This window comes from Paraburkholderia bannensis NBRC 103871 (assembly GCF_000685015.1).
Taxonomy (GTDB): domain Bacteria; phylum Pseudomonadota; class Gammaproteobacteria; order Burkholderiales; family Burkholderiaceae; genus Paraburkholderia; species Paraburkholderia bannensis.
Window position 1 is genome coordinate 102,422 of record NZ_BAYA01000003.1, and the last position, 26,186, is coordinate 128,607.

Below are 26,186 nucleotides of genomic sequence, written 5' to 3' on the forward strand. Positions count from 1 at the left end.
AATAATGTCTAATTAAATATCCACGATAGTTGTATCTCTTATGGTTTATGTCATATTACCTACGAATCTGACCGCTCTCGTATCTGAAACTGAGAAAACTGCGGCACGCCTCACATCGTTTTCAATAGAGAACGCTTGAGCTTGCCAGTCTCCGTGCGCGGCAGGGCGTCGATAAACGCAACCAGCCGCGGGTATTTGTACGCGGCCACCGCGCTCTTCACGAAGTTCTGCAAGTCCGCGACCATCGCCTCGTCGCCCTTGAAACCGGGCCGAAGCACGACGAAAGCCTTGACCACCTGTCCGCGCACGTCGTCGGGCACGCCCGTCACGCCGCATTCGGCGACGGCAGGATGCTGCATCAGCACGGTCTCCACCTCCGGCCCGGCGATGTTGTAGCCGGAGGAGACGATCATGTCGTCGGCGCGCGCCTGGTAGAAAACGTAGCCATCGGCGTCGATCGACACCGCGTCGCCAGGCAGATTCCAGCCCTCGCGCACGAACTTCAGTTGGCGCTCGTCGGCCAGATAGCGGCAGCCGGTCGGGCCGCGCACCGCCAGGTTGCCGGTCACGCCCGGAGGCACCGGCTGCAGCTCGTCGTCGAGCGCCTGCACGACATAGCCCGGCACCGCACGCCCGATCGAGCCGGGCCGCACTTCGCCGCCCGCCGACGATACGAAAATGTGGATCATCTCCGTGCCGCCGATACCGTCGATCATTTCAATGCCGGTCGCCGCGCGCCACAGGTCGCGCGTGCCTTGCGGCAAGGCTTCGCCCGCCGACACGGTCTTGCGCAGGCTGCCGATATCGGCGTCCTGCACGAGGGGAGCCATTTGCCGATAGAAAGTGGGCGCGGTAAATACGACGCTCGCGCGAAAGCGCTCGATGGTTTGCAGCAACAGCGCAGGCGTGAGTTTTTCGATCAGCACGGTCGATGCGCCCACGCGTAGCGGAAAGCACAGCAGTCCGCCCAGCCCGAACGTAAAGGCCAGCGGCGGCGTGCCGCAAAACACGTCGTCTGCGGTGGGCTTGAGCACGTGGCGCGGAAACAGGTCGCACATCGCCATCACGTCGCGATGAAAGTGCATGCACCCTTTGGGCGTGCCCGTCGTGCCGCTGGTGAACGCGATCAGGCAGACATCGTCGGCGGCCGTATCGCTGGCGCGGAATTCAGCGGGTTTATCGACGGCGAGGCTTTCAAGGCTCCGCGGCGCGTCGTCGTGGAAGTAGCAGACCTGCTTGAGATCCGCACAGAAAAATTCGTCGTCCGGGTTGGTGCAGCGCGCCAGCTCTTCCGTGAGCCGCACGTCGCACAGCGCCGCGCCCACTTGCGCTTTGTCGATGATCTGCTTGAGTTCCTTGGCGCGCAGCAGCGGCATTGTCGGCACGGCCACCAGTCCCGCTTTCAAGGTCGCCAGCAGCGCCACCGCCATTTGCAGCGTGTTCGGGCCGCGCAACAGCACGCGATTGCCGGGTTGCAGGCGCATATCCTCAAGCAGAACGTGCGCGCTGCGATCGACAAGCTCGCGCAACTGCGTATAGGTCGTGGCCTGAGGCTGGCCGTCCACGTCCGACCAGATGGCGGGGCGATCGCCATGTCCGCTCGCGATCGCATCGTCGAGCAATTTCGCCGCGCAGTTCAGGCGCGCCGGATAGGCCACGTCGGCATTGTCGAGCAGCAGTACGGGCCATTGCGACTCGGGCGGCAAGTGATCGCGTGCGAAAGTATCCACGTGAGCGGTCGGTTGCATGGTGTCTCCGTCAGGCTTGTCGAACAGTTCTCTTGTGTAGTACTGCTGCGCTTTAGCGGGCTGAATAGGCCTTTGAGGCCGGTCTGCGCCTAGGAGGCGGAAAGGCCCGCGTCGTCTGGAATCACGGCGGTCGCCTCGATCTCCACTTTTGCTTCGTCCTCCACGAGCGCGACCACCTGGACGGCGCTCATGGCAATATCGTAGTCGCCGATCAGTTCACGAAACGCCGCGCCGATTTCCTTTAGCGATGCCAGGTATTCTTTCTTGTCGACGACGTACCAGGTCAGGCGCACGAGGTGTTCGGGCTTGCCGCCCGCCGCGTCGAGCACGGCGACAATGTTGCGCAGCGCCTGCACCGCCTGCGCGCCGAATTCGCGGCTCGTGAAGCGGGCGTTTTCGTCCCAGCCGATCTGGCCGGCGATGAAAACCTGTGTGCCCCGCGCGGCGACGCCATTGGCGTAACCGCGCGGCTTGACCCAACCCACTGGAAGAAGGGCTTGTTTCATAGAGGTTCCGCCTTTGTCGATTAAAGCCGCGTCGGCAGCGTCAGGCCGCGCCTTGAGACGCGTGATAGTCCTTCAACAGGTCGCGCCCGACAATCAGTTGCTGCACTTCGGTCGCGCCTTCGTAAATGCGCAGCGAACGGATCTCGCGATAAAGCGACTCGACCACCTGGCCGCTTTGCACGCCCATGCCGCCCCAGAGCTGCACGGCAGCGTCGATCACCTGTTGCGCGCCTTCGCTCGCGTGCCACTTCGCCATGGCCGCTTCGCGCGTCACGCTCACGCCCTGGTCGCGCAGCCACGCGGCGCGGTAGACGAGCAGGGCGCTGCTGTCGATGGTGAGCGCCATCTGCGCGAGCTTCGCCTGCGTCAGCTGAAAGTCGCCGAGCGTCTGGTTGAACATCTTGCGCGACGCCGCGCGGGCAAGCCCTTCGGCCATCGCGCGGCGCGCGAATCCCAGCGACGCCGCCGCCACCGATGTACGAAAAATATCGAGCGTGCGCATGGCGATCTTGAAGCCTTCCCCCGCAGAGCCCAGCAATTGCTGTTTGCTGACACGCGCGTTGGTGAAGCGCAAGCGAGCGAGCGGATGCGGCGCAATCACGTCGATGCGCTCGGCGATTTCCAGTCCGGGCGTATCCGCATCGACGATGAATGCGCTGATGCCGCGCGCGCCCGGAGCTTCGCCAGTGCGGGCGAACACCACGTAGAAGTCAGCGATGCCGCCATTCGAGATCCACGTTTTCTCGCCGTCCAGCACGTAATGGTCGCCGTCCTCGCGCGCCGCGAGCGCCATCGCGGCCACATCCGAGCCCGCGTTTGGCTCGGAAAGCGCGAAGGCGGCAATCGCTTCGCCTCTCGCGACGCGCGGGAGGTAGTGCGCTTTCTGCGCGTCGTTGCCCGCAAGCGAGATCGCCCCCGATCCGAGCCCCTGCATCGCCAGCGCGAAATCGGCCAGACCGGAATGCTTCGCCAGCGTTTCGCGCAGCAGGCACACGGCGCGCGTATCGATGGTGTCGCCGTGGCCGCCGTAAGCCGTGCCGCCCACGCCGTAACGCAGCCAGCCCGCAGCACCCAGCTTGCGCACCAGTGCGCGGCAGGTGTCGTCGACATCGTCATGCGCCACGTGTGCGAGATGTTCGCGCGCCCACGCTTCTACGTCCGTGGCGAGCGCGCGGTGACGCTCCTCGAAAAACGGCCACGCCAGCGCGCCATGCAGGTCTTGTTCATCCGATGGATTCACGTGCTCAATCCCCTTTGAAAACCGGACGCGATTTCGCCGCAAAAGCCTCATATGCGCGGCCAAAATCGCGCGTTGCCATGCAGATCGCCTGCGCCTGCGCTTCGGATTCGATCGCTTCGTCGATGCTCATCGTCCATTCCTGATGTAGCATCGTCTTGGTGATGCCATGCGCGAAAGTCGGCCCCGATGCGAGATCGGCGGCGAGTTTCTGCGCGTCGGCCAGCAGCGCATGGGGCTCGCACAGACGGTTATAGAAACCCCACGCATGGCCTTCCTCGCCGCTCGCGGAACGCCCCGTATAGAGCAGTTCGGCCGCGCGGCCCTGGCCGATGATGCGCGGCAGGATCGCGCACGCGCCCATGTCGCAGCCTGCGAGCCCCACGCGCGTGAACAGGAACGCGAGCTTGCTGCGTGCCGTGGCGTAGCGCATGTCGGAGGCCATCGCGAGAATCGCCCCGGCGCCCGCGCACACGCCGTCCACGGCGGCGATGACCGGCTGCGGGCAATGGCGCATCGCTTTCACGAGATCGCCGGTCATGCGCGTGAACATCAACAGTTCGGGCATCGGCAGGTCGACCAATGGGCCGATGATGTCGTGCACATCGCCGCCCGAGCAGAAGTTCTCGCCCGCGCCGTGCAGCACGACCGCTTTTACGTCGGTCGCGTAGGCGAGCTGGCGAAACAGGTCGCGCAGCTCCGCATACGATTCGAACGTCAGCGGGTTCTTGCGCTCGGGACGATTGAGCGTGATCGTCGCGACGCGCGCTTCGACCGACCAGCCGAAATGCGTCGCCTCATAACCGGCGAGCGTCGTGCGGTTGCCCGCAAAAAGCGCTTGCGCACCGGAGCGTTCTGTCGTCAAGATGGGTCTCCTTCCTCGTGTTCCTGTCTGCGCGGCGCTCAGTCTTCGAGGCTGTTGCGCAAATGCTGTTTGAGCTTGCCGAGCCGGTCGTGCATCTTCGCTTTCTCGTCGAGCGAGAGGCCGCCGAACATCTCCACGACCCATTGCTCGTGCGCCGCCGCCATTTTGTCGAATGCGGCGCGTCCTTCTGGCGTGAGACGCACGGCAGTCGAGCGGCGATCCTCCGGCGCGGTGTCGCGCACGACGAGGCCTTCTTTTTCGAGCTGGTCGGTAATGCCCGTGACGTTGCCGCCCGTCACCATCAAGCGGCGCGACAGCTCAGTCATACGGAGTCCTTCCGGATGGCGTTCGAGCTGGGCCATCAAATCGAAGCGCGGCAACGTCGTGTCGAATTCCGTGCGCAAGCGGCGGCGCAATTCGGTCTGCACGAGATTGGTCGTGGTGAGCAGGCGCAGCCACAGGCGCAGCCCCATATGGCTATCGGCGCCGGTGCTCATTTCCATGTCGACCACGTTTTCCGCGGGTTTTTCGACGCCCTTGCGCGTCACTTTAGCGGCCGCATGTTTGCGGGAGGGCAGGGGCGAGGTCATGTGATTTCTCCACCGGAAACGGATATCGATTGCCCGGTGATCGCGGACGATCCAGGCGCGCAGAGCCACAGCACCGCGTTGGCGACTTCGTCGGGCTGCACGAAGCGCTGCTGCGGATTGTGGCGCACGAGGATGCTACGCGCCTCGGCCTCGCTGCGCGAGGTCTTGCGGGTGATCTGATCGAGCGAAGCCTGCAACAATTCCGTTTCCGTGTAGCCAGGACACACGGCGTTGACGGTGACGCCCTGCGTCGCCACTTCGAGCGCAAGCGCGCGCGTCATGCCGATCACCCCGTGTTTCGAGGCGCAATAGGCCGCCACATAGGGATAGCCGACCTGACCCGCCGTGCTCGCCACGTTCACGATGCGCCCGCTTTTCTTCGCGAGCATCGCGGGCAGCACGGCGCGCGTGCAGAGAAAAGCGCCGGTGAGATTGACGTCGAGCATGCGTTTCCACAGCGCGAGATCGGTCTGCACGAACGGTGCGGCCGTGGCCTGGCCCGCGTTGTTGACCAGAATGTCGATGTCGCCCAGACCCTCGACAGCGTGGGCGAAGGCGGCGGCTACGGCGTTCTCGTCGGCAACGTCGACGCTCACGCAGGCGACCTTGTCGCCGCCTCCCAGTGCGTCGCGCTGCGTCTCCAGCTTCGCCGCATCACGGCCCATCAGCGTGACGCGCGCGCCCGCGCGCAGCAGCATGGCCGCGGTCGCCGCGCCGATTCCGCTGCCGCCGCCGGTCACGACGGCGTGGTGTTCAGCCAGCATCAGTTCGCTCATGGTCAAACGGTTCCTTCCGCGCGCTGTGCGCGTTCAAGCGGCGAGAGGCCCGCCGCTGCCGCAGCAGCGGCGCGTTCACGCTCGATATTGCGTTCGAGCTGCGTCTTCGCCGCGGTGTATTGAGGCGGCCACATCACGTCGAAATAACCTATTTTTGCGGCTTCGTTGAGCGTCCAGGCCGGATTCGCCAGATGCGGGCGCGCCACGGCGCACAGGTCTGCGCGGCCCGCCGCGATAATGCCGTTGACATGATCGGCCTCGGAAATCGCGCCGACTGCAATCGTGGCGATACCCGCCTCGTTACGGATGCGGTCGGCAAAAGGCGTCTGGAACATGCGGCCAAACACGGGTTTTTCGTCCTTGCTGACCTGCCCCGACGAGACGTCGATCATGTCCGCCCCGGCCGCCTTGAATGCGCGTGCGATCTCTACCGCGTCGTCGGGCGTGACGCCGCCTTCGACCCAATCGTGCGCGGAAATACGCACGGAAATTGGCTTGTCTTCAGGCCACACCGCACGCATCGCCTTGAACACCTGCAGCGGATAACGCAGCCGGTTTTCGAGCGAGCCGCCATATTCGTCGCTGCGCTGGTTCGTGAGCGGCGAAAGAAAACTCGACAGAAAATAGCCGTGCGCGCAATGCAGTTCGAGCCAGTCGAAACCGGCCTCGGCGGCCATTTGGGTCGAGCGCACGAATTGCGCTTCGATTTCACGCAGTTCGCTAGCGCTGGCTTCATGCGACCACTGGCTCACGCCACGCAGATACTGCTGGGGAGAAGCGGACACGAGCGGCCAGTTGCCGTCGTCGAGTGGCTGGTCGATGCCTTCCCAGGCCGCGCGCGTCGAACCCTTCGCCCCGGAGTGCCCCAACTGAATCCCGATCTTCGCGTCCGACTGCGCATGCACGAAATCGACGATGCGCTTCCACGCATTCAAATGCTCGGCCGTGTACATGCCGGGGCAGGCGGGCGTGATGCGCGCCTCGGGCGACACGCAGGTCATCTCGGTCATGACAAGGCCTGCGCCGCCCATCGCGCGCGCGCCCAGATGCATCAGGTGATAGTCGCCCGCGACGCCCTCATGCGCGGAATATTGCGCCATCGGCGAAACGACCACGCGGTTCTTGAGCGTGACGCCGCGCAGCGTGTAAGGCGTGAACATCGGCGGTATGGCGCGTGCGCCAGCGCCCGCGCGCTGCGCAAGCCACGCTTCAAAGCCTCCCAGATACTGGGCGTCACGCTCACGCAGGTTCTCGTGCGAGATGCGCTGTGAACGCGTGAGCAGCGAATACGCAAACTGCTCCGGCTCGAACTTCGCATAACGATCGACGTGCTCGAACCATTCCGTCGAATTGCGCGCGGCGTTCTGGATGCGCAGCACATCGACGCTGCGCACGCTCGTGTAGTGATGCAGCGCGGCGCGCAGGTCGCCGGGATGCGTGTCCATGCTGTTGGCCAGTTCGATGGCGTCTTCAAGCGCGAGCTTGGTGCCCGAGCCAATCGAAAAATGCGCCGTATGCGCCGCATCGCCCATCAGCACGACGGGAACGGATTGGCCGTCGGCGGTCGTCTTCCAATGCACCCATTCGCGATTGACAACACGCGGAAAGCGGATCCATTGCGACGAGCCGCGCAGATGCGAAGCATTCGAGCGCAGCGCGTGGCCGTCCAGATAGCGCGCGAACAGCTTTTCGCAGAAGGCGATGCTGTCTTCCTTGCTCATGTCCTCAAGGCCCGCGGCGCGCCAGACATGCTCCGGCGCTTCGACAATGAACGTGGAGGTGTTGTCGTCGAAGCGATAGGCGTGCGCCTGGAACCACCCGAATTCGGTTTCTTCGAATGCAAACGTAAAGGCGTCGAACAGCTTCGAGGTGCCCAGCCACACAAAGCGGCAATCGCGCATGTCGATATCGGGCTGATAGGTGTGGGCGTATTTCTGGCGCGTGGCGCTATTGAGGCCGTCGCTGGCGATGATGAGATCGGCGTTCTGGATGTCGTCGTCGCTGATCTGCGATTCGAATACGAGTTTCACGCCCAGTTGCTCGCAGCGCGCCTGCAGGATGTTGAGCAGCCGCTTGCGCCCGATGCCGCAAAAACCGTGGCCCGACGAGCGCACGGAATGACCGCGAAAATGAATTTCGATGTCGTCCCAGTGATTGAATGCGTCGAGGATCTCGGCGGCGCTTTCCGGGTCGGCTGCGCGCAGGTTGCCGAGTGTCTGATCCGAGAACACCACGCCCCAGCCGAATGTGTCGTAAGGACGGTTCCGCTCGACGATGGTGATGTCGTAGCCGGGGTGACGCCGCTTCATCAACAGGCCGAAGTACAGTCCGGCCGGCCCGCCACCGATACAAACGATACGCATGCTCGCTTCCTCGCTCAATCTGTGAGGTCAGAGTAGGCGCGAATACTTTAGGTGTCAAGTAATTTACCGGAAGCGCGGGTAAGCCCTGGCGGATGGCGAAAGGACGGCCAAACTTACGGGTGTCTTGCACTTTGGGCAGAAACTGCAGTCGCTCAGACGAATATGCGATGCTGCCATTCGTTGTCGACGAAGTTACCGACGAAGTTACCGACGAAGTTACCGACGAAGTTGTCGACGAAGTTGCCAACGATGTTGTCGAGGATTGTGTCGACACGAGTGGACTAAAGCTGGCATTGAATTCGCATACGCAAGCGGGCGCGAAATTAGCAGTGCGCCCTGTTGCACGGCTTTCAAATAGATTCCACGGCGCGCCGCTTCTTGTTTATCGATCAGCCATCCTTACGAATCAATTCGCGCGCGTCCCTCGCGCCGATGCATCGAGCAGTCGCAATCCGTTCTTTTTCGTCTCTCAACCGTACGATCCCAACCGAGCGGGAGCCTTCATTGATGAGCCAGACAGCGCAGCGATCGATCGAAATAGACTTCTTTCGCGGCTTCGCGTTGATTGCGATTGCTCTCGACCATATTCCTTCCAGCGTCCTTTCGCATGGCATGCTGCACACTTTCGCGTATTGCGACTCGGCGGAGGTCTTTGTGTTCGTGAGCGGTTATGTGTCGGCGGCAAGCTGGCTCGCGATTGCTGCGCGCAAGGGCGTCGATGCTGCAAACTGGCGCTTTTTTCGACGCACGCGTGAAATCTATGCCGCGTATCTGTGCGCGGCGGTATTGATGCTGCTTTCTGGTGCGGCAGCCGTAGCGTTGCACGTGGATTCGCCGCTCGTGAGCGTGTCGGGCTTCACGCGTTTTGCCGCGCATCCTTTTGCGATGCTCGGCAATATCGCGATCTTTCGCGATCAGCCCTATCTGGCAGGCGTATTGCCGCTCTATGTCGTGCTCGTGCTCGCGTTGCCCGTAGTGATGCCGCTTGCGCGGCGCGCGCCCGAGGCCACGTTGCTCGGCAGTTTTGCGCTCTGGTTCGCCAGTAGCTGGCTGTGCCGCTATCTGCCCTCGGTGCCCGGCTCGATCTGGCCGTTCAATCCGTTCGCGTGGCAGGCGATGTTCATGCTCGGCCTGCTGTGCAGGCTCTATCCGGTTTCGGATGCGTTCCAGGTGTCGCGCTTTGGACGCACGTTGACGCTGCTCGCATGCATCCTGGTCGCGACGTTTGCGTTCGTGCGTCTTTTTGTCGAAGTCGATCCGCAGCCCGGCTACATGAAACAGAATCTCGCGAGCGTGCGCATCGTCAGCTTTGCGGCTGTCGCGTGGCTGGCGTTGCAGGCCACGCGGCTTGGCTGGGTCGGCTGGCTCGCGCAGCGTGTGCCGGGCATTGTCACGGTGGGGCAGCAGGGCCTTATCTGCTTCGTGGGCGGCGCGCTGGCGTCGAATACGATCGATACGCTGTTGCGCGCGATGCATTCGAACACGCTGCTGCCAGGGCGCCTTGCGGGCGATGTGCTTGCAATCGCCGCGCTGGTGATGCTCGCAGGCGGCGCGCGCCGCTGGAAAGCGGTGCGGCCGCGCGTGGCGCTTACCTGAAGTCTTTTACGACTGCGCCAGTTCGCGCACATCGGTGGTGGGCAACGCACCGAATCCGTCGCTCAACGCGTAGTCGATCAACTGGCGCGCGGCGTCTTCGGGTGTTGCGAGCTTGCCCGTTTGCTTGAGTTCTTCGAAACGTCCGCGCGTCGGGAAGTGATCGACGTTTGTTGCGCGAATCGTCGCCTGCATGCCAGTGTCCACGACGCCAGGCGCGATGCTGCTGATGCGCAGACCAGCGGGCGCGTCGAGCGCAACGGCACGCGCATGATGATCGAGCGCGGCCTTTGTCGCGCAGTAGACGCTCCAGCCCGCGTAGGCGTTGCGCGCCGCGCCGCTCGAAATATGGATGATGCGGCGCTCGTGGGCCTGCACGCTTGTGAGCGCGTTGGCCAGCATCAGCGGCGCGGCGACGTTGAGCGTGACCGCACGGGCTATCGCGCCCGCATCCTGGGCGCCGGGCGGCGCGATCGGATCGACGGTTCCTGCGTTATTGAACAGCAGTACGCACTGCGCACCCTGCGCGAAGCGCTGCAGCGTGCCGCTCGCGAGCCATTGTTCGACGGCAGCGGGATCGGCGAGATCGAGGGATGCCTCTACAAACTGCGGTGCCGATGCAGCGCGCTCGCTTTGCCCAAGCGACGGATGCAAGCTACGTCCCACGCCCAGCACAGCGATCTGGCGTTCGAGCAGCAGTTCCGCCAGCGCGGCGCCCAGGCCACGCGAATGGCCGGTGACGATCGCGCGCACCGGAGAAAGGGAAAAATCGGGTTGGGTCATGATTTACAGAGGAAAAACAAACAATAAGCGCAGGCTGCGTGAGCGGCGACAGCGCCGCATCGTCGCATTCATCGCGCGGGATCGAGGGTCGGACGCGATGCGATTCAGGCTGGAACAAGCGGTTTATTTGCGGTGCACGCGCACGAAAACGAGAGAATCAGGCAAGCCGGCAGGGGCCAAACAGCGCATTTTTCGCGCTAAAACCGAGGTTAAACGCCGCGCCAAATCATGCGGATCGCGGCCATAACGCGCGACGAGACAGAAATGCGGCGCGCGATTCTGTATCATAGCGTCCGATCCAATAAGGAAGAGAGCTGGACGTGAAAGCCGCATCGCAACAACGCCGACCCCTGAGCCTCAAAGACGGGCTGCTTGAACTCAAGAAGAGCATGGGGCTGGGCACGGGTCAGCCGCCCGAAGAACAGGCGCAGTCGCCGCAAGGCAAGCACGCGCCCAAGGGCGCACCGAAAGGCGCACAAGGCCAGCGTCGCGCGCAGGGCGCGCCCGGCCACAAGGGGCCGAAGGGCCCTCGTCCGGCAGGCGCCGACGAGGCGCGCGGCCGCGGCCGTGCGCAGCACGCGAAGGGTCAAGGTCAAGGCAAGCCCGCGGGCGAAGGCGGCAAGCCGCAGGACGCCCAGGGTCAGGCCGGCAAGCCGCGCCAGTCGCGCGGCCCGCGCGACGGCGAGCGCAGCGATCGTGGCGAGCGCACCAACAACCGCCAGCGCCCGCAGCGCGCGCCGCAGCAACTGGCCAACCTGAGCGAAGCCGAAAAGGCGCGCATCGAGCGCAACCGCCAGCTCAACACGGTCTGGAACGTATTCGCAAAGCTGTACCCGGCGTTCCGCGATCGCCTGCCGCTGAAGATCGGCGTCGCGGAAGACCTGGTCACGAAGCATCCCGACTATGAGCGCACGCTGATCGTCGCCGTGCTCAAGCGCCACGTGAATCATCCGCGCTATCACGAGCGCGTCGCCGCAGGCGGCTCGCGCTTCGAACTGGACGGCAGCGTGTCGGAAGGCCCGGGCATCGATCCGTCGCACGTCGGCCGCGCCAACGCCGCGCTCGTGCGCCAGAAGGCCAAGGCCGAAGCACAAGCCAAGGCACAGGAAGCCGCGAAGGCACCGCAACCGGAAGCTGCTGCACAAGCGCCCGCGGCTCCCGAAGCGCCCGCCGCACCCGCAGTTGACGCTCCTGCCGAAGCCGCTGCCAACGCCGCCGACACTGCTAATGTCGACGCAGCCGAAGCCAAGCCCGAAGCACAAGGCAACGAAGGCGCCACGCCCGCAGCCGACGCTTAAGCGCCCGGCGCCGACCAGGCGCTGCGTTCAAGCTCCGACGATACAAAAAGCCGCCCGGCGAGGTTCACTCGCCGGGCGGCTTTTTCACGTTCGGTTTAAACCGGTTCAGCGTTCGCGCGAGCGCGAATTGTGGCGTCCGGCAAGCGGATCGGCGCCCGAAGCGGCGGAAGTGGTGGAAGTCGCCTGCGCAGGCCCGGACGAAGCCGGGGCCGACGCGCCTTGCGCAACCGTCGCGGCCACCTCGCTCGCCGCGATAATGGCGGAAAACGCGCCGCTGAAGTTCGTGGCTGCGTCGTCGCTATCCGCATCACCCACAGCACCCGCTGCAGACGTGCCGCTCGCGCTGTCCAGCACGCGGCTGAATTCGGCGGCGCGCGTACGGATCTTTTCGGCGTAGGCCTTCGATCCGCCGTAATTCTTCATCGCCGCATCCAGGTCGCCGCCCGCGGCGCGCTTGTAGCCGTAGAGAATCGATGAGCCCACATCGATATTGACATCGGGATCGGTGAGGTCTTTAACGTTGCGCAGCAGATTGCGGTGCGCCGAAGGCACGACCTGCATCAGCCCGGTGGCGTTGTTCCCGCCGCGCGCCTTCTCGTGAAACCTCGATTCGACCGAGATGATGGCGAGCAGCACCGCCGGTGGCAGCGAATACTTGGCGGCAGCCGTAGTGACCGCCTCCGAAATCTGCGCGGCTTTTTCCTTCGCCAGCCCGAACTTCTGGGTCAGATAGGTGGGGAGTTTCTTGTCGTCCCCTTGCGGGGGAGCCTGCTGCGCCGATGCGTGATGCACGAGGCCGGGCAGCAAGGCAAGCAGGCAGAGTAGGCGCCTCATGGCCAGTGCGCGTCGTGAACGATGGGAGGCGCACAGTATAACCGTCCAGGAAAAAGGACAGCCGGGATATGACCCTAGCTGTCCTTCGATCAACTTACCGCAACTTATACCAACGCGATTGCCTGATTTTCCTGATCGAGCGCAGAACCATCAGCCTTTGCGCACCGAGGCGGTGTAGATCTCGTCGATGCTCGCCGCCAGCGTGGCGTCGAACTCGGCGTCGCTCATCTGCTTCGTCAGGTCGTTGATGAGCGCGCGCGAAAAGCTCGCGATCATGCCGTGGTTGTGCGTGAGGCGCTCGCAGGCGTCGCTGCGCGAGTAGCCGCCCGACAGCGCGACCACGCGCACCACACGCGGGTGATCGATGAGCGGCTTGTAGAAGTCGGCCACATCGGGAATCGTCAGCTTGATCATGACGTTGCTGGAGGCGGGAAGGGCGTCCAGACCCTTGAGCAGCGCGTCGCGCAGCAGCGCTTCGGCTTCGGCCTTGTCGGGGGCCTTGATCGAGACTTCGGGTTCGAGGATCGGCACGAGACCCTTCGCAACGATCTGCGCGCCCACTTCGAACTGCTGCTGCGCAATCGCCGCAATGCCCGACGCCGACGCGCGCTCGATCACCGAGCGCATCTTGGTGCCGAAAACACCCGCTTTCACGGCACGATCGAGCAGGGCGTCGAGGCCGGGATTCGGCTTCATCAGGCGCACGCCGTCGGCTTCGCTCTCCAGCCCCTTGTCGACCTTCAGGAACGGCACCACGCCGCGGTCTTCCCAGAGGAACGCGGGCACCGGCTTGCCGTGCGCCTGGCCGTCCATGGTCTGCTCGAACAGAATCGCGCCGATCACTTTCTCGCCCGTGAACGCCGGTGCGCTGATGATGCGCACGCGCATTTCGTGCATCAGGCGGAACATGTCGGCGTCGCTGCTGTACTCGCTTTCCGGGATGCCGTATTGCTTGAGCGCGCCCGGCGTCGAGCCGCCGCTCTGGTCAAGCGCCGCGATGAAACCGGGTTTATCGCGCATCTGCTGCAACATCTTGTCGTTGGCCATCTTTTCATCTCCCGAAAAATAAGCGCCCGTGGCGCGATCCAGAAAACCGATTCGACGAGTGTACCGGCGCCGCGTGACAGCGTCTGCGCCAATGTGACGGCGGGGGCGGTCAGCCGGTCACCCGCGGGTCATACGCAGGTCAAACGCGAAGAGCAAGCAAGCGCGATGCCAGCTCAGACAATCACCTGCGCCTGCGCCGAGCGGTCGTTGGCGAGCAGCGCCGACAGACGCCGCAACGCCGATTGCAACTGCGCGCGATCCGCCGCCGCGCCCAGCGAGATGCGGATGGCGTTGGCTGCGCCGCCGCCCTGGTCGAAAGCCGTGGAGGGCGCGACGGCCAGGCCTTCGGTGCTGGCCGCCGCCGCCAGTTCGCGCGCGTGCCAGTAGCTCGGCAGCGCGTACCAGAGGTGAATCCCGGCGTTCTCGCCCGCCGCCGGCCCGAGCAGTTGCGCCGCCATGCGCTGGCGCACCTGCGCCTCCGCGCGCACGCCCTGGAAGATCGCGTCGGCGACGCCGTCTTCGATCCACTGCATCGCCAGTGCGTTGGTCAACGGCGCGGCCATCAGCGAGAACGAGCGCAACGCGGCGAGCACGCGTGCATGCGCGGTGCTGTCCGGCAACGTCAGGAAGGCGGTGCGCAGTCCCGGCGAGAGCGTCTTGGAAAGCGTCGAGAGATAGCAGACCTGCGTGGGCGCCATGCGCGCGAGCGGCGGCGGGGCGTCGGGCGCGAAACGCCAGTACGGATCGTCCTCGACGATACGCACGCCGTGGCGCTGCGCCACGCGCAGCAGGTCGCGGCGGCGCGCTTCGGAGAGCGTGGCGGCGGTGGGATTTTGCAGCGTGGGGTTCAGGTAAAGCATGCGCGCGCCGTGCAGGCCGCACGCGGCATCGAGCGCGTCGGGCAGCATGCCTTCGGCGTCCGTGGCCACGATGACGAGTCGCCGCCCCAGTTGCGCCACCGCGTGCGGCAGCCCCGGATAGACGAGCGGCTCGCTCAGCACCACGTCGCCCGGCGCGGTGAACGCGAGAATCAGCGCCGCCAGCGCCGACTGCGCGCCCGAACAGACCACCAGCCGCGCTGGATCGACCTTGCCCAGCACCGGTTCGAGCCACTTCGCGCCCGCCGCGCAATCGGCCGCCGCGCCGCCGCCGACGTGGTACGTCATCAGCAGGTCGGCGTCGCTGCGCAGCAAAAGGCGCGACAGTCCCTCGCGCAGCAGCGCGTCCGCGTCGAGCCCCTGCGGCGGCGGCGGAATGTTCATGCTCAGGTCGACACGCTGCGCAAGCTCCGCGCGCGGTGCGGCGATGAAAGTGCCAAGCGGCCCGCGCGCCTCGATCAGCCCGCGCCGCCGCGCCTCGTTGAAGCCGCGCGTGATGGTGGTCAGGTCGACGTCGAGCAGGTCGGCCAGCGTGCGCTGCGCGGGCGCGCGCTCACCGGGCGAGAGCGTGCCGTCGGCCACGGCGCGCTCGATGAAATCGACCAGCCGCAGATAGCGCGGCCCGTCGCCGCCTTGCAGCGCCGCCGTCCACGCCGAAGCAGCGTCTTTCTTGTCCGGATCGATGCGGTCTTTTCGCGTCATTCTGTCGCAGATGTATGTGTCATGTCTTACTCTAGCATGCGGACACGAAGCGCGTAAATCCATACATATAGGCTATGTATGGGTCTTTGCCCGGCGTCCTGACGGCGCAGGCGCGAAGGCGATGTGGGCAGGTATGGATGGGTTTGCGCGATCGTCAACCATGGAACCCGACATGCGCAACTTCCCCAAACGAAGAAGACCGGCCGTCGAAGCCGACCCGCCACTTCCATCATTTCCTCAACCACCCACACGCACGACCGCCTTGTTGCGCCGCCTCGCGCCGCTCGCATCGACGGGCGCGCTTGCCTTGCTCGGCGGCTGCAGCTCCGTGCTGATGGATCCGAAAGGCGACATCGGCATGCAGGAGAAAAACCTCATCCTCATCGCGCTCGGCCTGATGCTGCTCGTGGTGATTCCGGTGATCGCGCTCACGCTCTGGTTCGCGTGGCGCTACCGTGCGTCCAACACCGGCGCCACCTACGCGCCGAAGTGGTCGCATTCGACCGCCATCGAAATCGTGGTCTGGACGATCCCGTGCATCATCGTCGTCACGCTCGCCGCGCTGATCTGGCGCACGACGCACTCGCTCGATCCGTACAAGCCGATCGAGTCGCAGGTCAAGCCGGTTCGCGTCGATGTCGTGGCGCTCAACTGGAAGTGGCTGTTCATCTATCCGGATTACGGCGTCGCATCGGTGAACCAGTTGGCGATTCCCGTCGATACGCCGGTCTCGTTCCGCCTGACCGCCGAATCGCTGATGAACTCGTTCTTCATCCCGCAACTGGGCAGCCAGGTCTACGCGATGTCGGGCATGGAAACGAAGCTGCACCTGATCGCGAACCAGCCCGGCACCTACGCGGGACGTTCGGCGGCGTTCAGCGGCCCGGGCTTCTCGGATATGCACTTCGACACGCTCGCTACCAGCCGCGCCGACTTCGACGCCTGGATCGCGCGCGCCAAGGCGTCGCCCGCGATGCTCAGCCGCGGCGCTTACGAGCAGCTCGCCGTGCCGGGCGAAAAGGCGCCGGTCGCGCTCTATTCGAACGTGGCGCCTGGCCTCTTCGAAGGCGTGGTCGACAAGTACATGCGCGACGTGCACGGCAACCCGATCTGCGGCACGGGCACCGCCACAAGCACAGGCGCCGGAACCAGCATTCCGGCGCTCACCCTGAATAGCAGCGTTGATCGAAGCGGCGCTCGCGCGCCCGCCCCCCTGGCAGCGGAGTAATCACATCATGTTCGGAAAACTCACGCTCGATGCCGTTCCCTGGCACGAGCCCATCATCATGGGCACCGGCGCCGTCGTGGCGCTCGGCGGCCTGGCCCTGCTCGCGGCGATCACGCTCGCGGGCAAGTGGGGCTATCTGTGGCGCGAATGGCTGACGTCCGTCGATCACAAGCGCATCGGCATCATGTACATCATTCTCGCGATCGTGATGCTGCTGCGCGGTTTCGCCGACGCCATCATGATGCGCGCGCAACAGGCCATCGCCTATAACGACGCGGCGGGCTACCTGCCGCCGCATCACTACGACCAGATCTTCACGGCGCACGGCGTCATCATGATCTTCTTCGTGGCCACGCCGCTCATCCTGGGCTTGATGAACGTGGTCGTGCCGCTGCAGATCGGCGCGCGCGACGTGGCGTATCCGTTCGTCAACTCGCTGTCCTACTGGCTTTCCGTGGTGGGCGCGGTGCTGGTGATGGTGTCGATGTTCGTCGGCGATTTCGCGGCGACGGGGTGGGTCGCGTATCCGCCGCTCTCGGAGCTGGGCTATAGCCCGACCGTCGGGATGGACTACTACATCTGGTCGCTGCAGATATCGGGGCTGGGCACGACGCTTTCGGGCATCAACTTCATCGTGACGATCCTGCGCATGCGCGCGCCGGGCATGAAGCTCATGATGATGCCGGTGTTCGTGTGGACGGCGCTCATCACCAACATCCTGATCGTCGCGGTGTTCCCGGTGCTGACCGGCACGCTCGCGCTGCTCACGATGGATCGCTATCTCGACATGCATTTCTTCACGAACGAGCTGGGCGGCAACGCGATGATGTACATCAACCTGATCTGGGTGTGGGGCCACCCCGAGGTGTACATCCTGATCCTGCCCGCGTTCGGCGCGTTCTCGGAAATCATCGCCACGTTCTCGGGCAAGCCGCTGTTCGGCTACAAGTCGATGGTGTACGCGACGTCCTCCATCGGCATCCTGTCGTTCTTCGTGTGGCTGCATCACTTCTTCACGATGGGCTCGGGCGCGAACGTCAACGCCTTCTTCGGCATCATGACGACGATCATCTCGATCCCGACGGGCGTGAAGCTGTTCAACTGGCTGTTCACGATGTACCGCGGCCGTATCCGCTATCACAGCGCGACGCTGTGGACGATCGGCTTCATGGTGACGTTCGCCGTGGGCGGCATGACCGGCGTGCTGCTGGCCGTGCCGGGCGCGGACTTCGTGCTGCATAACTCGCTGTTCCTCGTCGCGCACTTCCACAACGTCATCATCGGCGGCGTGGTGTTCGGCTGCCTTGCGGGCGTGAGCTTCTGGTTCCCGAAGGTGTTCGGTTTCACGCTCAACGAGTTCTGGGGCAAGGTGTCGTTCTGGTGCTGGCTGATCGGCTACTGGCTCGCCTTCACGCCGCTCTATATCCTGGGCTTCGAAGGCATGACGCGCCGCATGAACCACTACTCCGACCCGAGCTGGCATATGTGGCTCGTGGTGGCGCTGGTGGGCGCGGTGTTCGTCGGTCTCGGCATCCTGGCGCTGATCGTGCAGCTTTATGTAAGCGTGCGCGACCGCGACCTGAGCCGCGACGTCACGGGCGATCCGTGGGACGGCCGCAGCCTGGAATGGGCGACGGCTTCGCCCGCGCCGTTCTACAACTTCGCCGTGATGCCGAAGATCACGTCGATGGAACAGCACTGGGACAACAAGGAAGCGGGCATTGCCTACGTGCAGCCGCAGAAATACGAGGACATCCACATGCCGCGCAATACCGGTGCGGGCTTCGTCATCGCGATGTTCAGCTTCGTGTTCGGCTTTGCCGCGGTGTGGCATATGTGGCCGTTCGCGGCGCTGGGCCTGATCGGCATGATCGGCACGTTCCTCGCGCGCACCTATAACCAGGACGTCGATTACTGGGTGCCGGCTGCCGAAGTCGAGCGCATCGAAAACGCCCGCTTCCAGCAGCTCAAGGCCGCGCAAAAAACACTGGAAATGAAGGAGGTCGCGTAAGTCATGGCTCACGCTGCAACGACACATCACGGCCACGATCATGGCCATGGTCACGAACACGACGACGGCACCAAGACCACGTTCGGGTTCTGGATCTACCTGATGAGCGACTGCCTCATCTTCGCGACGCTGTTCGCCACTTTCGGCGTGCTGGCGAATGCGACGGCAGGCGGCCCCGGTGCGAAACAACTGTTCGAGCTTTCGTACGTGCTCGGCGAAACGCTGCTGCTGCTCGCGAGCAGCGTCACGTTCGGTCTGGCGATGCTCGGACTGCACGCGCAGCGGCGCGGCCAGGTGATTTTCTGGCTCGTGATCACGTTCCTGTTTGGCGCGGGCTTCGTCGGCATGGAAATCAACGAGTTCGCCAAGCTCATCGCCGATGGCGCAGGCCCGCATACGAGCGCGTATCTGTCGGCGTATTTCACGCTGGTCGGCACGCACGGTTTGCACGTGAGCGCCGGGCTGCTGTGGATCGCGGTCATGATGCACCAGACCTGGAAGTTCGGCCTGACCGGCACGGTGCGCCGCCGCCTCGCGTGCCTGAGCCTTTTCTGGCACTTCCTGGATCTCGTGTGGATCTGCGTTTTCACCTTTGTTTATCTGCGAGGCATGCTGTGAGTCATTCCCACGTCTCTCATTCCTCTCATTCTGCCGGCCACGATGACGGGCATGGCAGCCTCAAGGGCTACATGATCGGCACGGTGCTGTCGCTCGTGCTCACGCTCGCGTCATTCGGCGTGGTCATGTTTCACGTGATTCCGCCCGCGCAGGGTTTAACGGCGATCGTCGTGCTGTGCGTCGCGCAGCTTGTCGTGCAGCTGTTTTATTTCCTGCATATTGGCGCGGCGCGCAGCCAGCGTGCGAACACTGGCATTTTCATCTGCACAGCGTTTTTGATTGCGGTGATCGTCGGCTTGTCGCTGTGGGTCATGCATAACGCCAACGTCAACATGATGCCGTCGCAGATCAGCGTCGAACGCGCGATGGCGCACGATTGATGAGGTACGCCGCGTAGCGTGACGCTGCGTTGCGCAGGTCGCCCCGCGTGGGTTCGGTTCTTTGGGATCGGGCTGCGCGGGGTTTTCTGTTTATGTACGCAGTGGGCTTAGAGCTTATTGCGCCTCACCAAACAACCCCGTCTCCATTCCCGTCTCGCGCAGTTGCTTCAATCGCGCATAGACCGTCGTGCGCGACACGCGCAATTGCCGCGCGACCGCCGCCACGTTACCGCCATGCTCGCGCATGGCGTTCTGCACGGCGATCAAGGTCTGCTCCTCCAGCGTCGAACCGTTCTGCGCACCGCCCACGGGCGTCGCAGGCGTCAAATCGCCGTCCGTCGCCAGCGGCATGTCCATGCGCCGCGCCGTGCTGCGGTTGAGCGGCGCGCGTGCGTATTGCACCCACACATGACTGCCGTCCGCGCGCGCGACGCGCAGCGGATTGCGCTGCGGCCGCAGCAGGCGGCTCAACTGCGCGAGCGGCGCATCGTCGAACAGATCGCGCAGCGCAAGCTGGGGCAGGGGCACGCCATGCGCCAGCCCGAACATGCGCCGCGCCACGCGGCTCGCGCCACGCAACGTGCCGTCTTCTTCGACGGCCAGCACGCCCGCGAGCGGCGTAGCCAGCCAGCGCGGATCGTGCTGCACGCGCAGCAGATGGCAGCCGCGTAAGGTCGCAAAGAGGCGCTGCTCGGCGGCCAGCGCGGCAAGCCGGAACTGCTCGCGGATCTGCGACAGATCGCGCTGCCCCGTGCCGGTCAGGTCGAGCGCGCCGATCACTTCGCCGTGCAGCCCGTAGAGCGGCACCGCGATGCAGGACGCGCGCTCGAATTCGTCGAGGTAGTGCTGGCCGCCCGCGACGGTCACTTCGATGCCCTCGTGCAGCACGCAGCTCGGCGCCGTGGTGCCGATGTGCGATTCGAGGATGCGGCGGCCCGCGATGATCGGCAGGATCAGGTCGTCGTCGCAGGCGGGGCTGCGGCGCGCGTGGATCACCGTGCCCTGTGGATTGACGCAGAAGATCGTCCAGTCGTCGCCGCCGAACGCGTCCCACAACTGTTCGATTTCGTCGACGACGCAGCTGTAAAGCCGTCGGTCTTCGTGCGATTCGCGCACGCTGCGGGCGCTCTTCAGCAGTTCGTATTCGGGCGCCTGCCAGGGCCGCACGCCCGCATCGCGCGAGCGCGCCCACGAACGCGCGACGGAATCGGGCAGCAATCCTGGCGTCAGCGCGGCAGGCAGATGCTCGCCGCCGCCGAAACGTTCGCGAACCGAATGCAATTGAGCCAACGCACTTTGCGCCACGGGATCCGCCGGGAATTGAGGCGCGGACTTGCTGTTCATGCGGGCTCCCGTTCAGGCGATTTCATGCGATGGGTAACGGAACGAATCGGAACGAATCGAAACGAATCTTCGAGCCGGATCGAAGGCGGCAAAAGCAAGGACGGGCGGCACGATGCCGTTTTAAAGGGCACCATGCCGCCCGTCCGGGGCGCAGGCCGCTACAAATCGAGCTACGCGTCGAGCGACGACTCACAACGGCCCGCGCCGGGAACTGCGAGCATACCGCAGCCGCCATGCGCGCAGCAGCGGGGGGATTACCGGATGTCCGGCCGCAGGCGTTTCAGGCCGCTCACGCGTGCGCGAAGCGCAGGATCGGCTTGAGCGTGACGCCGCGCGTGCTGTCCTCGGCGGCCTCGTTGATGCTTTCGACCGGGTAGAACTTCACCAGCTTGTCGAACGGGAAACGCCCTTGCTGATACAGCTCGACGAGTTGCGGAATGAAGCGCTGCGGCACGCTGTCGCCTTCGACGATGCCGCGGATCGTGCGCCCGTTCAGCAGCAGGCTGTTGATGTCGAACTCGCCCTTGGTGCCCAGCGGCGGCGCGCCCACCACGCCGATTGCGCCCAGCGTGCCGAGCGCCTCAATTGCACCGGCCAGCACCTGCGGATGCCCGGTCGATTCCAGCGCGAAATCCACGCCGCCGCCGGTGATCTCGCGGATCGTCTCGACCATGTCGACTTCGCGGCTGTTGACCGTGTGGGTCGCGCCCAGCTCCTTCGCGAGTTCGAGCCGCGACGGCACCACATCGACGGCAATGATCGTCGATGCGCCCGCCACGCGCGCGGCCATCACGGCGGACAGTCCCACCGCGCCCGCGCCGAAGCTCGCGAAGCGGCTGCCCGGCGTGACCTTCAGCGAATTGATGACCGCGCCCGCGCCGGTCTGGATGCCGCAGCCGAGCGGCCCCAGCAATTCGAGCGGCGCATCCTGCGGCACCTTGATCGCGTTGTTCTCGCGGGCCAGCGCGTGGCTTGCGAACGATGACTGCGCGAAGAAGTGGTCGTGCAGCGGCCGGCCTTCTTCGTCCTCGATGGCGGTGCGGCCTTCCAGATCGCCGCCGCCGAAGTTCAGGCCGAAGAAGTGGCTGCAATACGCGCCGTGGCCGCCCACGCAGGGCTGGCAGTGTCCGCACGCGCCGTAGGTCAGCACGACGTGATCGCCGGGCTTGAGGTTCTTCACGTTCGGGCCGACCTGCTCGACCACGCCCGCGCCCTCGTGGCCCAGCACCGCGGGCAGCGGCACCGGATAGAACTGGTCGCGCACGATCAGGTCGGTGTGGCACAGGCCGGTGGCGACCACGCGCACCAGCACCTCGTCGTCCTGCGGGTCGCGCAGGCGCGCCTTCTGGATCGTGAACGGCTCGCCCTTGGCGCGCGCGACGACCGCTGTGATGGCTGTACTCATGCGTGCCTCCTCAGATCGGGTAGAGCGGTGCTTCGCCCTTGACGGTGAGCCACTGCCATTGCGTGAACTCTTCCCAGTTGGCCGGGCCGCCGATGCTCGTGCCGTTGCCCGACGCGCCGACGCCGCCGAACGGGTTGATCACTTCGTCGTTCACGGTCTGGTCGTTGATGTGCAGCAGGCCCGTGCGCAGGCGCTCGCCCATGCGCAGCGCGCGGCCCACGTTGGCGGTCACGACGGCCATCGACAGTCCGTACTCCGTGTCGTTGGCAAGCGCGATGGCGTCCTCGTCGGTGTCGAACGGCACGACCACGGCCACCGGCCCGAAGATTTCCTCGTTGAACGCCGGGTTGTCCTGGGTGACGCCGCTCAGCACGGTCGGCTCGAAAAAGAGGTCGCGATAGCCGCCGCCCGTTTCGACGCGCGCACCGGCCTGCTGCGCGTCCGCGAGCACGCGGGCGATGTGGTCGCGCTGCGCCGCGTTGATGATCGGCCCGAGCGCGACATCGCCCTTGGCCGGGTTGCCGACCGTGAGGGCCGAGGCCTTCGCTACCAGTTTTTGCACGAATTGATCGTAAATCTTGCGCTGCACGAGCACGCGACCCGTCGCCATGCAAATCTGGCCCTGGTGGAGATAGGCGCCCCAGGCCGTGTTGGCGACGGCCAGATCGATGTCGGCATCGTCGAGCACGATCAGGGAATTCTTGCCGCCCAGCTCCAGCGACACTTTCTTGAGGTGGCGGCCCGCGGCTTCGCCGACCTTGCGGCCCGCGCCTGTCGAACCCGTGAACTGGATCATGGCGACGTGCGGATCGCTCGTGAGCGCCGCGCCCGCCGCGCCGTCACCGGGCAGCACATGCAGCACGCCCGCGGGCAGGCCGGCCAGCTCGAACAGGCGCGCGATGGTGAAGCCGCCGCAGATCGAGGTGCGCGGATCCGGCTTGAGCACGACGGCGTTGCCGAGCGCGAGCGCCGGGGCCACCGCGCGCATCGCCAGGTAGAGCGGGAAATTGAACGGCGAAATCACGCCGACGACGCCCAGCGGGCGGCGGCGCGCCAGCGACAGGCGGCCCGGCGCCGACGGCAGCACTTCGCCCGCCGAACGCGACGGCAGCGCGCTGGCTTCGTGCAGCGCCTTGATGGTGACGTGCGTTTCGGCGGCTGCCTTGCCGCGCGTCGAGCCGCTTTCGCGCACGATCCAGCCGGCGATCTCGTCGGCGGCGTCCTCGGCCAGACGGGCCGCGCGGCGCAGGACGGCGGCGCGCTCGTCGTAGGGCAATGCAGCCCAGGCCTGCTGCGCATCGAACGCGGCCTTCGACGACGCCGCGACCAGTGCAGCGTCGGCCATGCCGATGCGCGCGAGACGCTCGCCCGTGGCCGGTTCGAGCACGTCGGCGGCAGAGGTGCCGGTGCGCCATTCGCCAGTGAAGACGCGGCCGTGCCAGCTGTCATTGTCGAGGAGGCGGGTGGAAGAGGTAACGCTCATGCTGACTCCTGTTGGTCTCGGGCGAATGCCGGGGAAGTGGCGGCGCGGTGCTGCAAAGGTGCCACGAAGGCGCCACAAAGCCGTGACGTTAGGGAATCGGGGCCAGCGTCGCAATCGGGAATAGTTCCCGGCGCTGGATCGCCCGCTGCCACGCGGCGGGCGTCGTAAAAGCGTTCATTTGCTGAACACCTGGAGGATTGCCGGTTTCGTGGGCACGGCCCGTGCGCTAGAGAAGACGTCGCGACGCAACTGTCGCTTTTACGTGGAGAAGCGCCATGAACAAGGACCAGGTGAAGGGCACGGCAGAAAAGATCAAGGGCAAGGTCAACGAAGCTGTGGGCCGCGCCACCGACAACCCGAAACGCGAGCTCAAGGGCGACCTGCAACAGGCCGCAGGCGAAGCACGCAAGAACTATGGCGACATGAAGGAAGCCGCCAAGGACATGACGAAGCGTCATCACTAAGCTCGTCAAAGCTCGTCACTACGCGGGGCTTAGATCCCGATCAGGCGCCGGTCAGTACGACCGGCGCTATTTTGCGTGGCATTGTGCGTTGAGCCTTGAGCTTCCCAGGCCGCTAAGCCGCGCCTTCCAGAATCCGCGCCTGACGCCGCATGCCCGCGAAGATCGCCTCGGCGACATCGAGGGGGAAATCGTCCGGCAGTTGCGCGCCGACTTCATCGATGACCCGCTCGGTTTGTTGCGCGAGCGTCGCCATCATCTGCTCGACTTCCTCGACGGTAAATCCCACGCGCTGTCCCTGCGCGATCCAGTGACGCGGAAAAATCTGCGCAATACGGTAATGCGCGTTGCGCCCGCGCACCGCCATCGCAAGACTCGCACGCTGCGCCGCGAGCTGGTTGCGGCCGCGCCCGATGATCGGATGCGCGGACAGCACGTCGTAGAGCGGCGTGGCCACGAAACGGCTGCCCGGCAGATGCGCGATGCTGAAATTCTTGGCGTGGCCGTCGGTGGCCGCGAGCAGCCAGAAAAGCATCTGCGCGAGAAAAAAATGCCGCCGGTCGTCCTTCGAATGGGATGAGCCGCCCAGCACCGCCATCACGGCGTTGATGCCGGGGCCGCCATCGGCCTCGTATTTGACGATGCCCGGCGTGCCGGTGGCCTGGCACAGATCCTCCTGCGGCAGGCGCACGATCCAGCGGCCGTTGCGCGCCATGCGCCGGTCGAAACGCTCGACCACGAGCGCTTTCATGTCTTCGAAATGGGCGATCTCGCATGGCGCGATCGGCAGCCCGAACGCGGCGACGATCTTCGCGCAGAGCCATTCGTTCTCGACCGACGTGCGCATGTCGGCGCGCATGTTGCCCACGAGGCCGAGCGGCAGCTTGAAGATGTGCGTGGTGGGCGTGCTGCCCGTGGGCAGCAGCCAGCGGCCATTACGCTGCAACAGTGCAGTTTTTTCCTGCGCACCGGCAATCGAGAGCCGCAGGTCGTCGACGGGTTCGTGCACGCCGAGCAGGGGCGTGGACGTCGTCTCGCGCAGCAGGCGGGCGATGGCGGCTTCGTCGAGCGGCCGGCCTTCGATCGACTCCAGGCCAACCGGCTCTTCGCCCGCCGGCAGCAGTTGCAGCGCGCCGACGCAATCGCGCCCCAGCACGGCCAGCAACTCGAACGGGGAGATGCCCGCCGTGCGGTAACGGGCCGCGATGCGCCGCCGGATGCGTTCGCTGTCGGGCAGGAGGTTGTCGAAGTAATCGGTGACAACAGGGCCGCGCAAGGGCTGGTTGCCCGGCGTGAAGGGCAGCGAAAGCGAGAGCGGGCGGCCTTGCTCGTCATCGAGCCAGCTTTGCAGGTACACGAGCCTCTCGACACCGCGCACGATTTCCCAGTAGCCGACGGGCAGGCCGTTCATCCACAGGTCGAGGCGGTTCGTCAGGCGGGCGCGCGCCATTTACCAGTCCTCGCGTTGCGTCGACCTGGCGGCGGCCTTGCGCGGGGCGGCGGGTTTTGATGCTTTTTCTGGCGCTTTTTTCACGGCTTCCGGGCGCTTCGCGGCCTTCGTGGTCTTTGCGGCCTTGCTGGCAACCGTTTTAGTCTTCGCCTTTTTTGCCGCCACCTTCTTCGCGGCAGGCTTCCTGATAGCGGTTGCGCGCGGGGCCGCTTCGGCTGGCGTTGCGCCGGCGCTAAGAAGCATGTCGACCGCGAGCAGCCGCAATACGTGAAAGAGGCGATCGACGCTTGCGGCGGCGGGGTTGGCTTCGAATGCGGCGTAGCTTTGCTGGGATATGCCGAGCCGCTGCGCGAGCTCCTGCTGGGTCAGGCCGGCTTTCTTGCGAAAGCCGAGCAGCATGGGGCGCAACTGGCTGACGGTCTTGAGCGGGTAGTCCACGCGAAGCTCCGGCAGGGGAAATGGGGCAAACAGCGTGCTTACAGTCTATAGACTGTAAATGCAAAATACAACCCAAAAGCTGTAAATGCAAAATACAGTCTATAGCCTGTAATGACGCTGTGCGTGCCGGAGTCGCGCCGCAGCGGGC

23 protein-coding genes are annotated in these 26,186 nt (G+C 65.0%); 7 read left to right on the top strand and 16 right to left on the bottom strand.

What is annotated here, in order from left to right; genetic code table 11:
• Nucleotides 1–110 precede the first annotated feature (110 nt).
• The 7 genes from BBA01S_RS03715 to BBA01S_RS03745 all read right to left on the bottom strand — a co-directional run bounded on the left by BBA01S_RS03715 (nucleotide 111) and on the right by BBA01S_RS03745 (nucleotide 8,085).
• Nucleotides 111–1,748 (bottom strand): AMP-binding protein, encoded by a 1,638-nt coding sequence (locus tag BBA01S_RS03715; RefSeq protein WP_027815246.1) that lies wholly within the window; start codon nucleotides 1,746–1,748, stop codon nucleotides 111–113.
• A gap of 89 nt (nucleotides 1,749–1,837) precedes the next feature.
• The gene (locus BBA01S_RS03720; RefSeq protein WP_027815247.1) at nucleotides 1,838–2,254 is read right to left on the bottom strand and encodes a RidA family protein; all 417 of its coding nucleotides are present in this window, start codon (nucleotides 2,252–2,254) and stop codon (nucleotides 1,838–1,840) included.
• A gap of 40 nt (nucleotides 2,255–2,294) precedes the next feature.
• Nucleotides 2,295–3,494: an acyl-CoA dehydrogenase family protein gene (locus tag BBA01S_RS03725; RefSeq protein WP_027815248.1), complete on the bottom strand. Its 1,200-nt coding sequence runs from the start codon at nucleotides 3,492–3,494 to the stop codon at nucleotides 2,295–2,297.
• 4 nt (nucleotides 3,495–3,498) lie between these two features.
• On the bottom strand, nucleotides 3,499–4,356 hold the full coding sequence (locus BBA01S_RS03730; protein WP_042295888.1) for an enoyl-CoA hydratase family protein: 858 nt from the start codon (nucleotides 4,354–4,356) through the stop codon (nucleotides 3,499–3,501).
• A 38-nt stretch (nucleotides 4,357–4,394) separates the two neighbouring features.
• The gene (locus BBA01S_RS03735; protein ID WP_027815250.1) at nucleotides 4,395–4,946 is read right to left on the bottom strand and encodes a MarR family winged helix-turn-helix transcriptional regulator; all 552 of its coding nucleotides are present in this window, start codon (nucleotides 4,944–4,946) and stop codon (nucleotides 4,395–4,397) included.
• Nucleotides 4,943–5,722: an SDR family NAD(P)-dependent oxidoreductase gene (locus BBA01S_RS03740; RefSeq protein ID WP_027815251.1), complete on the bottom strand. Its 780-nt coding sequence runs from the start codon at nucleotides 5,720–5,722 to the stop codon at nucleotides 4,943–4,945. Before BBA01S_RS03740 ends, BBA01S_RS03735 begins: the two co-directional genes overlap by 4 nt.
• A 2-nt stretch (nucleotides 5,723–5,724) precedes the next feature.
• Nucleotides 5,725–8,085, bottom strand: a complete 2,361-nt coding sequence (locus tag BBA01S_RS03745; RefSeq protein ID WP_027815252.1) for a bifunctional salicylyl-CoA 5-hydroxylase/oxidoreductase — start codon at nucleotides 8,083–8,085, stop codon at nucleotides 5,725–5,727.
• Between the two features lie 507 nt (nucleotides 8,086–8,592).
• Between BBA01S_RS03745 and opgC the strand changes: the two genes are divergently transcribed.
• Complete coding sequence (gene opgC / locus BBA01S_RS03750) at nucleotides 8,593–9,681, top strand: OpgC domain-containing protein (protein WP_027815253.1); 1,089 nt, start codon at nucleotides 8,593–8,595, stop codon at nucleotides 9,679–9,681.
• 6 nt (nucleotides 9,682–9,687) lie between these two features.
• Here the strand turns inward: opgC and BBA01S_RS03755 are convergent, their stop codons facing one another.
• Entirely contained in the window at nucleotides 9,688–10,461 is a 774-nt protein-coding gene (locus BBA01S_RS03755) for an SDR family oxidoreductase (protein WP_027815254.1), read from the bottom strand.
• A 320-nt stretch (nucleotides 10,462–10,781) separates the two neighbouring features.
• Here BBA01S_RS03755 and BBA01S_RS03765 point away from each other — a divergent pair, with 320 nt between their 5' ends.
• Nucleotides 10,782–11,759, top strand: coding sequence for a ProQ/FINO family protein (locus tag BBA01S_RS03765; protein WP_027815255.1), 978 nt, complete (start codon nucleotides 10,782–10,784; stop codon nucleotides 11,757–11,759).
• A 105-nt stretch (nucleotides 11,760–11,864) separates the two neighbouring features.
• Here the strand turns inward: BBA01S_RS03765 and BBA01S_RS39945 are convergent, their stop codons facing one another.
• The 3 genes from BBA01S_RS39945 to BBA01S_RS03780 form a co-directional block, all read right to left on the bottom strand.
• On the bottom strand, nucleotides 11,865–12,593 hold the full coding sequence (locus tag BBA01S_RS39945; RefSeq protein ID WP_042295891.1) for a transglycosylase SLT domain-containing protein: 729 nt from the start codon (nucleotides 12,591–12,593) through the stop codon (nucleotides 11,865–11,867).
• A gap of 150 nt (nucleotides 12,594–12,743) precedes the next feature.
• The gene (locus tag BBA01S_RS03775; RefSeq protein ID WP_027815256.1) at nucleotides 12,744–13,640 is read right to left on the bottom strand and encodes a fructose bisphosphate aldolase; all 897 of its coding nucleotides are present in this window, start codon (nucleotides 13,638–13,640) and stop codon (nucleotides 12,744–12,746) included.
• Between the two features lie 173 nt (nucleotides 13,641–13,813).
• Nucleotides 13,814–15,220, bottom strand: a complete 1,407-nt coding sequence (locus tag BBA01S_RS03780; RefSeq protein ID WP_052391663.1) for an aminotransferase-like domain-containing protein — start codon at nucleotides 15,218–15,220, stop codon at nucleotides 13,814–13,816.
• Nucleotides 15,221–15,380: 160 nt separating this feature from the next.
• Between BBA01S_RS03780 and cyoA the strand changes: the two genes are divergently transcribed.
• From cyoA to cyoD, 4 genes are read left to right on the top strand one after another with little or no spacing between them, the layout of a single operon-like run.
• Nucleotides 15,381–16,448: a ubiquinol oxidase subunit II gene (gene cyoA, locus BBA01S_RS03785; RefSeq protein ID WP_281176934.1), complete on the top strand. Its 1,068-nt coding sequence runs from the start codon at nucleotides 15,381–15,383 to the stop codon at nucleotides 16,446–16,448.
• Nucleotides 16,449–16,455: 7 nt separating this feature from the next.
• Nucleotides 16,456–18,459, top strand: a complete 2,004-nt coding sequence (gene cyoB / locus BBA01S_RS03790) for a cytochrome o ubiquinol oxidase subunit I (protein ID WP_027815259.1) — start codon at nucleotides 16,456–16,458, stop codon at nucleotides 18,457–18,459.
• Between the two features lie 3 nt (nucleotides 18,460–18,462).
• Nucleotides 18,463–19,077 (top strand): cytochrome o ubiquinol oxidase subunit III, encoded by a 615-nt coding sequence (cyoC, locus tag BBA01S_RS03795; protein ID WP_027815260.1) that lies wholly within the window; start codon nucleotides 18,463–18,465, stop codon nucleotides 19,075–19,077.
• Complete coding sequence (cyoD, locus tag BBA01S_RS03800; protein ID WP_027815261.1) at nucleotides 19,074–19,457, top strand: cytochrome o ubiquinol oxidase subunit IV; 384 nt, start codon at nucleotides 19,074–19,076, stop codon at nucleotides 19,455–19,457. The genes cyoC and cyoD overlap by 4 nt, the downstream gene beginning before the upstream one ends.
• Before the next feature lie 114 nt (nucleotides 19,458–19,571).
• Here cyoD and BBA01S_RS03805 read toward each other — a convergent pair whose 3' ends face one another.
• From BBA01S_RS03805 to BBA01S_RS03815, 3 genes are all read right to left on the bottom strand, one after another.
• Nucleotides 19,572–20,801, bottom strand: a complete 1,230-nt coding sequence (locus BBA01S_RS03805; RefSeq protein WP_042295894.1) for a helix-turn-helix domain-containing protein — start codon at nucleotides 20,799–20,801, stop codon at nucleotides 19,572–19,574.
• A 289-nt stretch (nucleotides 20,802–21,090) separates the two neighbouring features.
• On the bottom strand, nucleotides 21,091–22,206 hold the full coding sequence (locus tag BBA01S_RS03810; protein WP_027815263.1) for an NAD(P)-dependent alcohol dehydrogenase: 1,116 nt from the start codon (nucleotides 22,204–22,206) through the stop codon (nucleotides 21,091–21,093).
• A gap of 10 nt (nucleotides 22,207–22,216) precedes the next feature.
• Nucleotides 22,217–23,689 (bottom strand): benzaldehyde dehydrogenase, encoded by a 1,473-nt coding sequence (locus BBA01S_RS03815; RefSeq protein ID WP_027815264.1) that lies wholly within the window; start codon nucleotides 23,687–23,689, stop codon nucleotides 22,217–22,219.
• A 275-nt stretch (nucleotides 23,690–23,964) separates the two neighbouring features.
• Here BBA01S_RS03815 and BBA01S_RS03820 point away from each other — a divergent pair, with 275 nt between their 5' ends.
• Complete coding sequence (locus BBA01S_RS03820; protein ID WP_027815265.1) at nucleotides 23,965–24,153, top strand: CsbD family protein; 189 nt, start codon at nucleotides 23,965–23,967, stop codon at nucleotides 24,151–24,153.
• Between the two features lie 112 nt (nucleotides 24,154–24,265).
• Here the strand turns inward: BBA01S_RS03820 and BBA01S_RS03825 are convergent, their stop codons facing one another.
• Nucleotides 24,266–25,600: a type II toxin-antitoxin system HipA family toxin gene (locus BBA01S_RS03825; protein ID WP_027815266.1), complete on the bottom strand. Its 1,335-nt coding sequence runs from the start codon at nucleotides 25,598–25,600 to the stop codon at nucleotides 24,266–24,268.
• Nucleotides 25,601–25,999: a helix-turn-helix domain-containing protein gene (locus tag BBA01S_RS03830; RefSeq protein ID WP_245641415.1), complete on the bottom strand. Its 399-nt coding sequence runs from the start codon at nucleotides 25,997–25,999 to the stop codon at nucleotides 25,601–25,603.
• Nucleotides 26,000–26,186: the final 187 nt, after the last annotated feature.